The 14,772-nt window shown below is 70.4% G+C and carries 12 protein-coding genes; 7 read left to right on the forward strand and 5 right to left on the reverse strand.

From position 1 onward, the window contains the following. Positions 1–82 precede the first annotated feature (82 nt). Complete coding sequence (gene tuf / locus BU28_RS0110570; RefSeq protein ID WP_028718454.1) at positions 83–1,258, reverse strand: elongation factor Tu; 1,176 nt, start codon at positions 1,256–1,258, stop codon at positions 83–85. A gap of 244 nt (positions 1,259–1,502) precedes the next feature. On the opposite strand from tuf, the gene BU28_RS0110575 reads away from it, so the two are divergent. Further along, positions 1,503–2,495, forward strand: a complete 993-nt coding sequence (locus tag BU28_RS0110575; protein WP_028719451.1) for a tellurite resistance TerB family protein — start codon at positions 1,503–1,505, stop codon at positions 2,493–2,495. Here the strand turns inward: BU28_RS0110575 and dinB are convergent. Genes dinB through BU28_RS0110590 form a run of 3 tightly spaced genes read right to left on the reverse strand, consistent with a single transcriptional unit; the run spans position 2,486 to position 6,035 of the window. After that, positions 2,486–3,583: a DNA polymerase IV gene (dinB, locus tag BU28_RS0110580; protein ID WP_028719452.1), complete on the reverse strand. Its 1,098-nt coding sequence runs from the start codon at positions 3,581–3,583 to the stop codon at positions 2,486–2,488. The genes BU28_RS0110575 and dinB overlap by 10 nt on opposite strands. Continuing rightward, a complete protein-coding gene (ygfZ, locus tag BU28_RS0110585) occupies positions 3,580–4,296 on the reverse strand; it encodes a CAF17-like 4Fe-4S cluster assembly/insertion protein YgfZ (RefSeq protein WP_028719453.1) in 717 nt (238 codons plus the stop codon). The genes dinB and ygfZ overlap by 4 nt, the downstream gene beginning before the upstream one ends. Beyond that, positions 4,296–6,035 (reverse strand): ABC transporter ATP-binding protein, encoded by a 1,740-nt coding sequence (locus BU28_RS0110590; RefSeq protein WP_028719454.1) that lies wholly within the window; start codon positions 6,033–6,035, stop codon positions 4,296–4,298. Before BU28_RS0110590 ends, ygfZ begins: the two co-directional genes overlap by 1 nt. A gap of 130 nt (positions 6,036–6,165) precedes the next feature. Here BU28_RS0110590 and BU28_RS0110595 point away from each other — a divergent pair, with 130 nt between their 5' ends. From BU28_RS0110595 to BU28_RS0110615, 5 genes are all read left to right on the forward strand, one after another. Further along, positions 6,166–7,338, forward strand: a complete 1,173-nt coding sequence (locus tag BU28_RS0110595) for a pyridoxal-phosphate-dependent aminotransferase family protein (protein ID WP_028719455.1) — start codon at positions 6,166–6,168, stop codon at positions 7,336–7,338. 496 nt (positions 7,339–7,834) lie between these two features. Further along, entirely contained in the window at positions 7,835–8,869 is a 1,035-nt protein-coding gene (locus tag BU28_RS0110600) for an SIP domain-containing protein (protein WP_028719456.1), read from the forward strand. Between the two features lie 156 nt (positions 8,870–9,025). Continuing rightward, positions 9,026–10,312 carry a tonB-system energizer ExbB gene (gene exbB, locus BU28_RS22680; RefSeq protein ID WP_036762655.1) on the forward strand — a complete coding sequence of 429 codons (1,287 nt, stop codon included), beginning with the start codon at positions 9,026–9,028 and terminating at the stop codon, positions 10,310–10,312. A 3-nt stretch (positions 10,313–10,315) separates the two neighbouring features. After that, on the forward strand, positions 10,316–10,837 hold the full coding sequence (gene exbD / locus BU28_RS0110610) for a TonB system transport protein ExbD (RefSeq protein WP_028719457.1): 522 nt from the start codon (positions 10,316–10,318) through the stop codon (positions 10,835–10,837). Further along, complete coding sequence (locus BU28_RS0110615) at positions 10,834–11,673, forward strand: TonB family protein (RefSeq protein WP_028719458.1); 840 nt, start codon at positions 10,834–10,836, stop codon at positions 11,671–11,673. The genes exbD and BU28_RS0110615 overlap by 4 nt, the downstream gene beginning before the upstream one ends. A gap of 63 nt (positions 11,674–11,736) precedes the next feature. Here BU28_RS0110615 and BU28_RS0110620 read toward each other — a convergent pair whose 3' ends face one another. Then, the gene (locus tag BU28_RS0110620; RefSeq protein WP_028719459.1) at positions 11,737–13,008 is read right to left on the reverse strand and encodes a hemolysin family protein; all 1,272 of its coding nucleotides are present in this window, start codon (positions 13,006–13,008) and stop codon (positions 11,737–11,739) included. 474 nt (positions 13,009–13,482) lie between these two features. On the opposite strand from BU28_RS0110620, the gene BU28_RS0110625 reads away from it, so the two are divergent. Further along, the gene (locus tag BU28_RS0110625; RefSeq protein ID WP_028719460.1) at positions 13,483–14,634 is read left to right on the forward strand and encodes a patatin-like phospholipase family protein; all 1,152 of its coding nucleotides are present in this window, start codon (positions 13,483–13,485) and stop codon (positions 14,632–14,634) included. The last annotated feature ends 138 nt before the right edge of the window (positions 14,635–14,772 follow it).

The following is a 14,772-nucleotide window of genomic DNA, read 5'->3' on the forward strand; positions in this document are numbered from 1 at the left end:
TGCCGCCGCGATATCCCCTTGCGGGGATCACCCGGCGGTGCCTCTGGCGCGCGAGCGGGGCCTTGCGACCCCGCCCCGGCGCTTACTTCAGGATCTTCGACACGACGCCCGCGCCAACCGTGCGGCCGCCTTCGCGGATGGCGAAGCGCAGCTTCTCTTCCATCGCGATCGGGGCGATCAGCTCGACCTCGAACTTCAGGTTGTCGCCCGGCATCACCATCTCGGTGCCCTCGGGCAGCTTCACCGTCCCGGTCACGTCCGTGGTGCGGAAGTAGAACTGCGGGCGGTAGTTCGCGAAGAACGGCGTGTGGCGGCCGCCCTCTTCCTTGGTCAGGATATAGGCTTCGGCCTCGAAGGTCGTGTGCGGCTTGACCGAGCCCGGCTTGCACAGCACCTGGCCGCGCTCGACGCCGTCACGGTCCACGCCGCGCAAGAGCGCGCCGATGTTGTCGCCGGCTTCCCCGCGGTCCAGCAGCTTGCGGAACATCTCGACGCCCGTGCAGGTGGTCTTGCGGGTGTCGCGGATGCCCACGATCTCCAGTTCGTCGCCCACGTTCACCGCGCCGCGCTCGACACGGCCGGTCACCACGGTGCCGCGGCCCGAGATCGAGAACACGTCCTCGATCGGCATCAGGAACGGCTGGTCGATGGCGCGCTCGGGCGTCGGGATGTATTCGTCCACCGCCTTGATCAGCGCGCGGATCGAGTTCTCGCCGATTTCCGGGTCGCGGCCTTCCAGAGCGGCCAGCGCCGAGCCCTTGATGATCGGAATGTCGTCGCCGGGGTAGTCGTAGGAGGACAGAAGCTCGCGCACTTCCATCTCGACCAGCTCCAGCAGCTCCTCGTCATCCACCTGGTCGACCTTGTTGAGGTAGACGACCATGTAGGGGATGCCGACCTGGCGGCCCAGCAGGATGTGTTCGCGCGTCTGCGGCATCGGGCCGTCGGCGGCGTTCACCACCAGGATCGCGCCGTCCATCTGCGCCGCGCCGGTGATCATGTTCTTGACGTAGTCGGCGTGGCCGGGGCAGTCGACATGCGCGTAGTGGCGGTTCTCGGATTCGTATTCCACATGCGCGGTCGAGATCGTGATGCCGCGCGCGCGTTCTTCCGGCGCACCGTCGATCTGGTCATAGGCCTTGAATTCGCCGAAGTATTTCGTGATCGCCGCCGTCAGCGTCGTCTTGCCGTGGTCAACGTGCCCGATCGTCCCGATGTTGACGTGCGGTTTCGTCCGTTCAAACTTTGCCTTTGCCATCATGGCCTCCTATCGGGGGGGCCACCCGCGCGACAGCCCCCGTCGTGAAACATCCGCCGCGACTTATAGGCCCACCGGGGAAAAATCAAGGGCGGGCGGGCGCCTGCGGGACGCTGTGCGGGGCGTGAAACGCGGCCTTCGGGAACCGCGTGGCGGGGCGCCGCGTTCCCTTTCTGGACCAGCCTGCGGATTGCGGGCCGGCACGTCATGCGGCCCGAGCCGCGGTCAACTGTGGAGTGTTTCTATGAGCCTGATGAAATCCCTGGCCCGGGTCGCGGCGGGTGTGATGCTGGCCAAAGGCATCGGCACGATGATGAAGAACGCCCAAGGGGGCCACTCCGGCCAGGCGGGGGGCGCGGGGTCAAGCACGGGCCGGCCCTCGGGCGGGCTGCTGGACCAGTTGACCCGCAACAACACCGGGCAGGCGGGCGACCGCGCGCCCGGCTCGGGGGGCTTGGGCGATCTGCTGGGCCAGGTGCTGGGCGGGCGCACCGGCGGGACCGGCGGCGCGGGGAGCGGCAGCCCTTATGGCGGCAGCCATTCGCCGCGCACCGCCTCGGGCGGTCTGGGCGGGATCCTGGACCAGCTGACGGGCGGGCGCAGCGGCACCAGCACGGCCAGCAGCAGCGGCAGCGGCGGTGCCTTGGGCGGCATCCTGGGCGGTGCGGCCGCAGGCGGGCTTGGCGGCATCCTGGGCGATCTTCTGGGCAACCGGGGCGGCGCGGCGCAGGCGGGAACCCCGCAGCCCGGCTCGACCGCGACCGGCTCGGTCGGCGGGCTGGCCCACAAGGGCGCCCAGCCGCAGAACGACGCGAGCTTCGGCGACCTGTTCAACGAGGCGCTGGCCACTGGGGACGAGCCCTCGACCGCGCCCACGCCCGAGCAGAACGCCCTGGCCGGGCTGATGCTGAAGGCCATGATCCAGGCCGCGAAGTCCGACGGCCAGATCGACGAGGCCGAGAAGGCCAAGCTGATGGACCAGTTCGGCGAGCTGGACGAGGACGAGCGCGCCTTCATCCGCGAACAGATGGCCGCCCCCGTCGATGCCCAGGCGCTGGCGCGCGAGGTGCCCGAAGGCGCCGGTACGCAGGTCTATCTGATGTCGCTGATGGCCATCGACTTCGACAACAGGAAAGAGGCCGAATACCTGCACACGCTGGCGACCTCGCTGGGGCTGGACAAGCAGACGGTGAACGGCATCCACGAACAGGTCGGTGCGATCAACCTTTACGCCTGATCGAACAGGCCAAGCTGGCGGGGGGCGGCGGCGGCGTCGGCCCCTGTCTCGACCAGACCCGACAGGGTGATGCCCAGCAGCCGCACGCCATGCGGGTCGTGAAAGACCGGCGCCAGCAGGTCGCAGGCGATCCCCAGCATCCGGTCGCGGCTGTCCACCGGCAGGTCCAGCGACTTTGCCCGGGTGATCTGGCGGAAATCGCCGTATTTGACCTTCAGCGTCACCGTCCGCCCGCCGCGCCCGGCCCCCGTGGCATGGCGCCAGACCTTGTCGGCCAGGACGCCCAGCGCCTCATGCGCCTCATCGAGGTCGCGCAGGTCGTGGAAATAGGTGTTCTCGGCTCCGATCGACTTGCGGATGCGGTCTGGCTTGACCTCGCGGTGGTCGATGCCGCGGGCGATGTTCCAGTAATAGCCGCCCGACTTGCCGAAGCGCGCCGTCAGGAATTCCAGGCTTTGCCGGGCCAGGTCGGCGCCCGTCTCGATCCCGTGCGCCTGCATCCGCGCCGCCGTCGCCGGACCCACGCCGTGAAAGCGGCCGATGGGCAGGGATTGCACGAAATCGGCCCCGGCCTCGGGCGGGATCACGAACAGCCCGTCGGGCTTTCTCTGATCCGAGGCGAGCTTGGCCAGGAACTTGTTGTAGCTGACCCCGGCCGAAGCGGTCAGCCCGGTCGCCGCGCGGATGCGGGCGCGGATTTCCTGCGCGATGCGGGTGGCGGTGCGCCCCGCCAGGTGGTCGGTCAGGTCCAGATAGGCCTCGTCCAGCGACAGCGGCTCGATCAGCGGGGTGTATTCGGCAAAGATCTCGCGGATCTGGCGGCTGATGGCGCGATAAACGTCGAAGCGCGGCTTGACGAAGACCAGATCGGGGCAAAGCCGCATCGCCCGCATCGAGGGCATGGCCGAGCGCACGCCAAAGCGCCGCGCCTCGTAGCTCGCGGCGGCGACCACGCCGCGCTGGATGCCGCCCACCGCCACCGGCCTGCCGCGCAGTTCCGCGTTGTCGCGCTGTTCGACCGAGGCATAGAACGCATCCATGTCCACATGGACGATGCGCCGGACCCGCGCCTCGGCCGGGGCGGTCATGGCAGGATGCGGGCATCCCCCGCCACCAGGCCGTCGCCCATGCGGTCGAACCGCATGTGGGCGATGGCCCGGCCGCCCGACTGGGTGTAAAGCGTCCCGGCCTCGCGCCCGTCGGGCATCAGGATGGGGGTGCCGACGGGGGCCGCGCCGTCGATGCCGACGGTGACAAGGCCCTTTTTCAGCTCGGTCTTGTGCTTCATGCGGGCGGTGACTTCCTGCCCGACATAGCAGCCCTTGCGGAAATCGACGCCATGCAGCCGCTCGAACCCCGCTTCCAGGATATAGGTCTCGTTCGGGATCAGCTCGATCAGGCTTTCGGGGATGCAATGCTCGACCCGGATCGCGTCCCAGTCGGTGCCGTCGTCACCCCTGGCCCCGTAAAGCCGCCAGCCCAGCGCCGGGTGGCGCGGATCGGCGATGGCGGCGTCGGGCATGTCGCCGATGCCGCGCGCGACCGTCAGGTCGGTCGGCGCGATCTGCACCTGCGAGCGCAGCTTGTACATCGACAGCCGCCGCAGCAGATCAGGGGCCAGGCGGTCGTCCACGTCGATCAGCAGCCGCCCGCCTTCCGGGATCACCAGGAAATCGGCCAGATACTTGCCCTGCGGCGTCAGCAGCGCCGTCCAGGCCGGGATCTCGCCCACCTTGTTCGTGACCAGGCCTTGCAGGAAATCGACCCGGTCCGCGCCCGTCACCGCCAGTATGCGCCGCATCACTTGTCTCCGAACTGCAGTTTCACCAGCGCCGCATAGGCGCCGTCCTGCGCCATCAGTTGTTCATGGCTGCCCTCTTCGACAACCCTGCCCGCCTCGATCACGACGATCTTGTCGGCCTGCCGCACGGTGGACAGCCGGTGCGCGATGACCAGCGTGGTGCGCCCGGCCGACAGCACGTCCAGCGCCTGCTGGACCAGACGCTCGGATTGCGCGTCCAGCGCGCTGGTCGCCTCGTCCAAGAGCAGGATCGGGGCATCGCGCAGGATGGCGCGGGCGATGGCGACACGCTGGCGCTGGCCCCCCGACAGGGCCGACCCGCGCGGCCCCGCGGGCGTGTTCAGCCCCGCCGGCAGCCCGTCCGAGAAATCCGCCACCCGCGCCGCGACGATGGCCTGACGCAGGCGGCCCTCGTCCTCGGGGTGGCCCAGAAGGATGTTTTCGCGCAGGGTTTCGTCGAACAGCGCCGCATCCTGGCTGACGGTGGAAAACTGATCGCGCAGCACGCCCAGGTCGAACTCGGCCAGGGCCACGCCGCCCAGGGTGATGTCGCCCGAATCCGGGTCCACCATGCGCGTCAGCAGGTTGAAGACGGTGGACTTGCCCGCCCCCGAGGGACCGACCAGCGCGGTGGTGCGCCCGGCCTCGGCGGTGAAGGTCAGCCCGTTCAGGACCGGATGGCCGTCATAGGACATGCGCACGTCCCGCAGCCGGATGGTGGTGTCGGCCGGCGGCTCGCGCCGCGTGCCCGACAGGATGGTCGGCCGCATGTCCAGGACGGCATAGATGCGCTCGAGGCTTGCCGCGGCGATCTGCCAGGTGCCGGTCAGCGCGCCCAGCCGGCGCAGCGGCTGGAAGGCCAGCGCCATCGCGGTGAAGAACGACATGAAATCGCCCACCGTGCGCTCGCCCGAGGTGACCTCGGCCCCGCCCAGCCACAGCACGCCCACAAAACCCAGGCCCGTCACGATGTCGACCAGCGCCGGAATGGTGGCGCCGATGCCCGACATCTTGACCTGCCCCTCGCGGATGCGGGCGACGATCCGGGCAAAACGGTCCGCCTGATATTCCTCCATCCGGTTCAGCTTGACGGCGTTGATGCCGTGCAGCACCTCGTCCAGCCGCGTCGCGCGCTGGCCGGCGTTCACGCGATTCTGGCGCATCTTGCGCCGGATGTAGCGCTGAACCAGCACCATCGGCAGGATCAGCAGCGGCGCGCCGACCAGGGCCGCCAGCGTCCATTCCGGGTCCACCGCGATCGCCACGCCGAACAGCGACACCAGCGAGACGATGTCGCGTCCCATTCCGGAGATGAAGGTGGACCACACACCCTGCACGGCGATGGAATCGCCCTGGATGCGCTCGATCATCGCACCGGGGGGATTCTTCTGGAAAAAGCCGCCGTCCAGCGTCATCATGTGGCGCAGCATGTCGGTCTGCATTTTCGTCGACACCGCCAGCGAGACCGAGGTCATCAGGCTGCGGTTGACGACATAGGTCGCGGCGCGGATCAGGAACAGCGCAAAGATCACGCCCCCGACCCACCACATGGCCGAGGTGTCGCCACCCACGAAGACCGTGTCGAACAGCGGCTTCAGCATCCAGCTGAGCAGGCCCAGCGTGGAGCCCTCGACGATCAGGAACAGCAGCGCCAGCAGGATCTTCAGCCAATGCGGCCGCAGATAGTCGCGCCACATGCGCGGGAACAGATAGGCCGTCACCGTCAACTTGTCCGCCATCGTCCCTTCCGTGCCCATGGTCCGGTCAAAGGGATAAGCCGCGGGGGCCCGGCCCGCAAGCCGCGCGACCCGTTGACCTTGCCCCGGGGCGGGCCTAAGCCATGCGCGTTCCAGCATAAGGCAACGATTCATGAGCTTTGCCCAGGGCCGCCCCGTCATCGCCATTCCCGGCCCCTCGCCCGTTCCCGACCGCGTGCTGAACGCGATGCATCGCCCCTCGCCCGACATCTACGGCCCGGAACTCGCGACGGAAAACCGCGCCATGATCGACCGGCTGAAGCGGCTGGCGGGCACCGCCGCGCATTGCGCGCCCTACATCGGCAACGGACACGCGGGATGGGAGGCGGCGAACGTCAACCTGTTCAACCGGGGCGACCGCGCGCTGGTGCTGACCTCGGGCCATTTCGGGCGCAGCTGGGCCGCCACCGCCCGCGCCCAGGGCATCGCGGTCGAGGAGATGGACTTCGGCATGGCGCCCCCCGATCCGCAGCGCCTGGCCGACCGGCTGGCGCAGGACCGCGCGGGCGGCATCAAGGCGGTGCTGGTCTGCCAGGTCGACACCGCCAGTTCCGCCCGCGCCGACATCCCCGCGCTCAGGGCGGCGATGGGCGATCACCCGGCGTTTTTCGCGGTCGATGCCATCGCCGCGCTGGGATGCGAGCCGATGCAGATGGACGACTGGGGCGTGGACCTGCTGGTCTCGGCCAGCCAGAAGGGGCTGATGGTGCCCCCGGGTCTGGCGCTGATCTGGTTCTCGGACCGGCTGCGCGCGCAGGGCGCCACCGATCTCGTCACCCCCTACTGGGACTGGACCCCGCGCATCCAGGCCGAGGCGCTGTGGCAGTTCTGGGGTGGTACGCCCCCGGTCCAGCACATCTTCGGCATGAACGAGGCGCTGGCGATGCTCCTGGACGAGGAAACCCTGCCCGTGGCCTTCGCCCGGCACGAGGCGCTGGCCCGCGCCACCTGGGCCGCGCTCGACGCCTGGGGCGCCGGCGGCACGGGCATCGGGGCGGTCGTCGCCGATCCCAAGGGGCGCGCCCGCTCGGTCACGGCGGCGACGATCCCGCAGGCGACCGCTCTGCGCCGCTGGACCCAGGACAAGACCGGCGTGACGCTGGGCCTGGGCCTCGGCGCGGCCGATCCCGACCAGGGGCTGCGCATCGCGCATATGGGCCATGCCAACGCCCACCAGCTGCTGGGCACGCTCGCGGTGATCGAGGCCGGGATGCAGGCCCTGGGCATTCCCCACGGCCCGGGCGGCATCGCCGCCGCCGCCGGGGTGATTGCTCGCAGCGCCTGACCCGAGCCGGGCCCTTGCGCGCAATGGCCCGGCTTTCACCGTTTCCCAAATACCCATGCGGCCCTCGCCCAGGGACGGAAACGCTGCCACCCTTTCCCGCCGCCCCAAAACACCCGCTTCAAGTTCGCGCGAGGATCACCCGGAGCCCCGCCACCTCATGCAAAAAAATCGTTGACAGATTTTCTAAGGATCTCTAACGCAAGCGCCAGTCGCCAGCCCCGACCGGGCAAGCCCATCCCCGATCCTTGCCGGAGCACCTGTGCCTGCCCCGACCCGAACCGCTGTCGGGCCGTCGCGCATGGCCCATGCCCCATGTCCTTCCTGCGTTCCGGCCCGGCGGGGCCCGGGACGCGTCCTCGCTCTCTCGGTCTCGCGCTGCTTCTGAACGCGGGATTCACTGGCCCGCCCGGCTTTGCCAGGGCGGGCTTTTTTTCGGCCCCGTTGCCGATGCCCCGATCCCGCGCCATGCTTGGCGCGACAGACGAAAGGCCCTGCCATGCGTGTGACCCCCCTGCCCGAATACCAGGCCGAGGCGCTGCTGACGGACACCGACTTCGCCCCGATCGACGCCATGCTGCGCCACGAGGCCCAGGAACACGGGCTCGACCTGCACGAAGGCCACGGCCGTTCGGTCTGGTGCCAGATCGAAACCGGCGAATTCGGCGCCAAGAAGCGGGGCGCGAACGTGCTGGTCTTTGCCCGGGCGCACCGGCCCGAATGGCTGTTCGGCCTGCAGGAAACCATCGCCCACCACCTGGCCGAGATCATGCCCGACAAGGCCCAGGCCATGCGCTGGTCGTCGCTGGCCGACGTGGGCCGACTGCCGCCCTATTTCAGCTTCGCCCGCGTGGGCGAGGCGCGGCGCATTGCCCGGGACTTCGTCCGCCTGCGCCTGCACGCCCCCGATCTCGAGCGCCTGGGAACCGAGGATTCCATCCATTTCCGCCTGGTCCTGCCGCCGGAAGGAGTGGCGGAGCCCGAATGGCCGCGCATCGCCCCGAACGGCCAGACGGTCTGGCCCTCGGGCGACCGCGCGCTGCACCGCCCGGCCTATACCGTGCGCGCGATCGACCTGCAGGAAGGCTGGCTTGACACCGACATCTTCCTGCACCGGGGCGGACGGGTCACGGACTGGGTCCTGGCCAGGCCGCAGGGCCGCCGGATCGGGCTCAGCGGTCCGGGCGGCGGCGGCATCCCGCAGGCGGCGCGGCTGATTCTGGCGGGGGATGAAACCGCCTATCCCGCCATCGCGCGAATGATCGAACGCCGGCCCGATGCGCAGGGCGAGGTCTGGCTGCTCGGGGCGCGCGACGATTACCCGATGCCGGAATCGCCCGGGCTGCGGCGCCACCACCTGCCCGGCGGCACGGCGGAACTGGTACGCATCCTGCGGGCCGATCCGCCGCAGCCCGACAGCTATCTGTGGATGGCCGCACAGAAATCCGGCATCAGCGCCCTGCGCCAGCTTTTGCTGGCCGAGCTGGGGCACGACAAGGCGCTGACCCATCTGGCGGGCTATTGGATCGGCTAAAGGGCTGGACAAAGACCGTCCAAATAGTTGACAATTTTACCCCGAGGTTCGATACGCGGTCCCAAGCCGCGGCCAATACAGGCGCGGGCTGCCCAAGGGCAGGCCCGGCCACCAGCAAAAGCGGTCGGATCGATGCCGAAGACACGAAGGATCACCATGACCCAATCGTCGCTGTCCCGCCTTGGCGCGGGAACCGCCCTTGCATTCGCCTGCCTGCTGGCCGCCGCCCCCCTGAGCGCCCAGGAGACCCCCACGGCACCGCCCGCCGGCACGGCCCAGCCCGACACTCCGGTTCCGGCGGCGACCGCCCCGGCGGCGACGGAGCCGGCAGCGACGGAACCGGCCGGCACGGCCCCGGTCCCGAGCGCGCCGGCGGAACCCGCTCCGGCTCAGGCAGAGACGCCTGCGACCACGACACCCCCCGCCACGGCAGAGGCACCTGCTGCGACCCCGACGCCGGGCGAAATGCCCAGCAGCCCGGCGACCGGCGGCGCCCCGGCCGCGACGACCCCCACCCCGCAGCCCGGCGGCACGGCCCCGGCAGCGGATGCCCCCGGCGCTGCGACCACCGTGGACCCCGCGGTCGGCATCGCCGCCCCGGCGGCCACTCCGGCGGCCGAGCCCGTGCCCGCCCCGGCGGCCGAACCGGAACCCGCCGCCGACAGCATCCTGCCCCAGGGGCTTCAGGACATGCTGGCGCCGCTTGCGCCGGCGCCGCGCGATCCGAACCTGCCCCACGACCTTTCGCCCATGGGCATGTTCTGGGCCGCCGACATCGTGGTCAAGGCGGTGATGATCGGGCTGGCCTTCGCCTCGGTCGTCACCTGGACGGTCTTTGTCGTCAAGATCCTGGAGCTGGCCGGCGCGACCAAGCGCGCGCGCTCGGGCCTGCGCCGGGTCGAGGAGGCCGCCAGCCTGACCGCGGCCCTTGCCGCCACCGGCAAGCGGCGCGACCCGGTGTCGCGCATGATCCGCGCCGCGGCGCAGGAACACGACCGCTCGGCCGCCGCCCTGGACACGGCGGGCGAAGCCGGGCTCAAGGAACGCGTCGACAGCCACCTGGACCGGATCGAGGCGATGGCCGGCCGCCGCATGGGCCAGGGCACCGGGGTGCTGGCCACCATCGGTTCGACTGCGCCCTTCGTCGGGCTGTTCGGCACCGTCTGGGGCATCATGAACAGCTTTATCGGCATCTCGCAGGCGCAGACCACGAACCTTGCCGTCGTCGCCCCCGGCATCGCCGAGGCGCTGCTGGCGACCGCGATCGGCCTTGTGGCGGCAATCCCGGCGGTGGTGATCTACAACGTCTTCGCCCGGGCCATCACCGGCTATCGGCTGCAACTGGCCAATGCGGCGGCCTCGGTCCGCCGGCTGGTCAGCCGCGACCTCGACTTCCGCGGCGCGCCCGCCGCGCGCCCCACCCTGCTGCAACGGGAGGCATGACCCATGGCCGGCGGCATCCGCGAAAACCACGGCGACGACCTGGCCGAGAACCACGAGATCAACGTCACGCCCTTCATCGACGTGATGCTGGTGCTGCTGATCATCTTCATGGTGGCGGCGCCGCTGGCGACCGTCGACGTGAATGTGGACCTGCCGGTCTCGAACGCGACGCCGGCCCAGCGGCCCGACCAGCCGGTCTATGTGACGGTCAAGCCCGACCTGACGCTGGCGCTCGGCAACACCGACGTGGCGCCCGGCGGGCTTGGCGCGGCGCTGGCGGCCGCCACCGAGAACAACCGGGAAACCCGGATCTTCCTGCGCGCCGACAAGGCAGTGGCCTATGGCGACCTGATGGCCACCATGAACGCCCTGCGCGAGGCGGGCTATCTCAAGATCGCGCTGGTCGGGCTTGAAACCACCGGCGGCGTCCCGGCGCCGGCCGCCCCGGGCGCGGAGCCCTCCGCACCCGCCGCGCCGGCCAGCCCGGCCCCTGCGGCCGCCCCGACCCAGGGCGCGACGCCATGAGCGGGCCGCGCCTGAACACCCTGCGCCATGGGGCGCTTTGGGGCAGCGCCGCCACCCTGGTCCTTGCCGCGCATCTGGGCGGCGCGCTGTGGCTGATGCAGCGGGCCGAGGCCGCGGCCCCGCCGGGCCTGCCCGATCCGGTCTTCGTCGAGCTGGCCCCGGTCCCCGAGGCGGCCGCGCCCCCCGAGGACGTCGAGACCCCCGAGATGGCCGAGGCCGAACCCGAGCCGGAACCCGAGCCCGAGCCCGAGCCGGAACCCACCCCCGACTTCGCGATGGCCGAGCCCCTGCCCGAGCTTGAGCCGCTGCCCGACATGAACTCGCTGTTCCCGCCGCCGCCCGATGCGGTGGTGCTGCAGAAATCCGAACGCCCCCGCGAGCGCCCCGAGCGCGAACCCGAGCCCGAGCCCAAGATCGTCGAAAAGAAGCCCGAGCCCGAGAAGAAGCGCGAGAAAAAGGAAAAGGCCCCGCAGGAGCAGCCCGCCCGCAGGGCCGCAACCCGCGTCGAGGCGCCGCAAGGCGCGCGCACCGCCGCGCCCAGTGGCCAGACCGGCCAGCCCAGCAAGCGCCAGGTCGCCACCTGGCAGTCGCAGGTCCAGTCGCGGGTGAACCGCCACATGCAGCGCGCCCGGCTGAAGCAGAGCGGGGTCAGTCTGGTCGTGACCTTCACCATCGCCGGCAACGGCGGGGTCAGCGGAGCCCGGCTTGCCGGCTCGACAAGCGATCCCGCAACCGATGCCGCGCTTGCGCGCCAGGTGTCCAGCCTGCCGCGGATGCCGCCTCACCCCTCGGGTCAGGCCAAGCCCGTCACCCTGCCCATCACCATCCGGCGCTGAGGCGAGGGCTTCTTTCGTCCTGAGGGTGGCGCACCCTGCCCGCCTTGCGCGGACGGGACGCCCTCAGGCCGCGCGCTCGACCAGCAGCTTGTCGATGCGCCGCCCGTCCAGGTCCACCACCTCGATGCGCCAGCCGTGCCATTCCACGCTGTCGCCGACCTGCGGGATCAGCCCGGCCAGGTCCAGAACCAGCCCGGCCACCGTCGAAAAGTCATGGTCCTCGGCCAGGGGCACGTTCAGCTTGTCGGCGAACTCGTCCACCGGCATCCAGCCCGCCACCAGCATCGAGCCGTCCTCGCGCTCGACCAGCTTCGGCTCGTCGTCGTCAAGGCCGGCGAATTCGCCGGTGATCGCCTCCAGCACGTCCATCGGCGTCACCACGCCCTCGAAATGGCCGTATTCGTCATAGACCAGCAGCATCTGGCCGGCGGCGGTGCGCAGGCGGGCGATGACCTCGGGCGCGTCCATCGTCTCGGGGATGATCGGCGCTTCCTTCATCAGCGCGCGCAGGTCAAAGCCCTGGGCGCTGGCCCCGATCAGGTCGGCGCTGGCGACGACCCCGATCAGGTTGTTCTCATCCCCGTCGCTGACCGGCAGCCGGGTGCGGTGGCTGGCCTTGAACTTGCGCGCGACGGTCGCATAGCTGTCGCTGACATCCACCGCCGAGATGTCGCGCCGCGGCGTCATCAGCCCGCGCGCGCTGCGGTCGGCGATGCGCATGACGCCGGCGATCATCTCGGTCTCGGCCCGGTGCATGATGCCGGCATTCTCGGCCTCGGCGATGACCAGCCGGATCTCCTCGTCCGATATGCCGCGGCTGTCCTGGCCGGTCTGGCCCAGCAGCGACAGCACCAGCTTGCCCGAGCGGTCCAGCAGCCAGACCAGCGGCGCCCCCACGCGCGAGATGGTGCGCATCAGCGGCGCCACGCGCACGGCGACCGTCTCGGGGCTGCGCAGCGCGATCTGCTTGGGGACCAGCTCGCCCAGGATCAGCGACAGATAGGTGATGGCGACCACGACGCCGCCCACGCCCAAGGGCTGGGCCAGCGACGGCGGCACGCCCAGCGAGGGCAGCGCGGCCGCCAGCCGGGTGCCCAGCGTGGCCCCCGAAAAGGCGCCCGACAGGACCCCGACCAGCGTGATGCCGATCTGCACCGAACTCAGGAACCGGCCCGGATCCTCGGCCAGGGTGATGGCGGTCTGCGCCCCGCGGTCGCCCCGGTCGGCCAGGACCCGCAGCCGGGCGGGACGGGCCGAGACGATGGCCAGCTCGGACATGGCCAGAAGGCCATTGAGCAGGGTCAGAAGGACGACGATGGTGATTTCGATCCACATAAGGGGGGCTCAGATCCAGGAAGGCCGCGCGGGCGGGCAAGGTGCCGGTCCGTCGGGGCAAATGGGTGCGGCCCCCGGCGCGGCGGCGCGGGGGCGGTCGGTCGGATGTGTCGGAAGGCCCCGGGCGGGGCGCCATGACAGCGGGTCCGGGCCAAGGGCCGGGCCGTCTTCGCCGCGTCTGGCGGGGTCGGCTTCGACCGTGCCCGGCCCGCATCGTCGCGGCGCGTCAGCAGCGTCGGGAATCGCGTCGTTCATCGCGGCGGCGGCGGTTTGGTTCCGGTTCATGGTCGCGCACAGTGTAACAGCCCTTGGGCCAAGGGCAACCATCCTTGCCCGCGCCCTGCGAAAAGCAGCGCCCGCCCAGGATGACGTAGCGGCATCCGGGACGAAAAAGCCAGGCGGATTCATGGAAAATCAATGCCTCCGCCGCTAGCTTGCGAAAACGGAACAACGGCTGCGAGACGGGGAAACAGGGTGGATACGGGTGGAACGGTGCCGGAACAGGTCGTGCTGGTCCTGCAGGGCGGCGGCGCGCTTGGCGCCTTTCAGGCCGGCGCATACGAGGCGCTTTGCCGCGCCGGGCAGGAACCCGACTGGGTGGCGGGCATCTCGATCGGCTCGATCAACGCGGCCCTGATCGCGGGCAACCGGCCCGGCGCGCGCCTGGCCGCGCTGCGCAGCTTCTGGGAAGGCGTCACCCGCGCGCCCTGGCTGACCGGCACGCCCCTGGAAAGCGGCCCCCTGCCCGACCGCGTCCGCGCCATGTTCAACGAAAGCCGGGCGGTCGCCTCGACCATGATGGGGGCGCCGGGGTTCTTTCGGCCGCGCATGCCCGACCTGATGTCGTTCTTTCCCGGGCTGATGCGCCAGACCAGCTGGTACGACACCACGCCGCTGCGCCGGACGCTGAGCGCGCTGGTCGATTTCGACTATTTGAACACCGAGGGGCCGCGGCTTTCCGTGGGCGCCGTGGACGTGGAAACCGGAAACTTCCACGTCTTCGACAGCCGCGAAACGCGGATCGGCCCGGAACACATCCTGGCCTCGGGGGCGCTGCCGCCGGGCTTTCCCGCCGTCGAGATCGACGGGCGGCACTATTGGGACGGCGGGCTGGTATCGAACTCGCCCCTGCAGGTGGTGCTGGCCACGCCCTCGAACCGGCCGCTCTGCATCTATCAGGTCGATCTTTACCAGGCCCGCGGGCCTCTGCCCCACACCATGGCCGAGGTCGAGCAGCGCGAAAAGGAGATCCGCTTTTCCAGCCGCACGCGCCTGAACACCGACGAATTCCGCGCCCGCCACGCCATGTCGCGCGCCGCGCGCCGCCTGCGCGCCCGGCTGCCGCAGGCGATGCGCCAGGATCCGGACCTCATGGCGCTGATCGACGGCGGGCCGATCCATCCGGTCAGCCTGATGCACCTGATCTATCGCCACGCCGATTACGAAAGCGCGTCCAAGGATTACGAATTCTCGCGCCTGTCGATGCTGGATCACTGGCGCGCCGGGCTGCGGGACGTGGAACGCTCGCTTGGCGATCCGCGCTGGACCGAGCGCCAGGTGCCCGAGGACGGGCTGTTCATCTTCGACCGGACCGAGCCCGACGGAGAAGAGGCCCGGCTGGAATAGGCCGAGGCCGGTGCCGGGCGCGCGACCCGCGCCCCCATCAGCGGGTCAGCAGGTCAGCAGGTCAGCAGGTCAGCAGGTCAGCAGGTCAGCAGGTCAGGCCCCAAAGGTACGCCTGCGTCAAGTCGGTTTACCACTGCC

This window comes from Paracoccus yeei ATCC BAA-599, assembly GCF_000622145.1.
Classification (GTDB): domain Bacteria; phylum Pseudomonadota; class Alphaproteobacteria; order Rhodobacterales; family Rhodobacteraceae; genus Paracoccus; species Paracoccus yeei.

What these genes read in the sequence shown, in the direction of transcription:
- tuf (WP_028718454.1), bottom strand. Translation starts at nt 1,258, where the DNA reads ATGGCAAAGGCAAAGTTTGAACGGACGAAACCGCACGTCAACATCGGG.
- BU28_RS0110575 (WP_028719451.1), top strand. Translation starts at nt 1,503, where the DNA reads ATGAGCCTGATGAAATCCCTGGCCCGGGTCGCGGCGGGTGTGATGCTG.
- dinB (WP_028719452.1), bottom strand. Translation starts at nt 3,583, where the DNA reads ATGACCGCCCCGGCCGAGGCGCGGGTCCGGCGCATCGTCCATGTGGAC.
- ygfZ (WP_028719453.1), bottom strand. Translation starts at nt 4,296, where the DNA reads ATGCGGCGCATACTGGCGGTGACGGGCGCGGACCGGGTCGATTTCCTG.
- BU28_RS0110590 (WP_028719454.1), bottom strand. Translation starts at nt 6,035, where the DNA reads ATGGCGGACAAGTTGACGGTGACGGCCTATCTGTTCCCGCGCATGTGG.
- BU28_RS0110595 (WP_028719455.1), top strand. Translation starts at nt 6,166, where the DNA reads ATGAGCTTTGCCCAGGGCCGCCCCGTCATCGCCATTCCCGGCCCCTCG.
- BU28_RS0110600 (WP_028719456.1), top strand. Translation starts at nt 7,835, where the DNA reads ATGCGTGTGACCCCCCTGCCCGAATACCAGGCCGAGGCGCTGCTGACG.
- exbB (WP_036762655.1), top strand. Translation starts at nt 9,026, where the DNA reads ATGACCCAATCGTCGCTGTCCCGCCTTGGCGCGGGAACCGCCCTTGCA.
- exbD (WP_028719457.1), top strand. Translation starts at nt 10,316, where the DNA reads ATGGCCGGCGGCATCCGCGAAAACCACGGCGACGACCTGGCCGAGAAC.
- BU28_RS0110615 (WP_028719458.1), top strand. Translation starts at nt 10,834, where the DNA reads ATGAGCGGGCCGCGCCTGAACACCCTGCGCCATGGGGCGCTTTGGGGC.
- BU28_RS0110620 (WP_028719459.1), bottom strand. Translation starts at nt 13,008, where the DNA reads ATGTGGATCGAAATCACCATCGTCGTCCTTCTGACCCTGCTCAATGGC.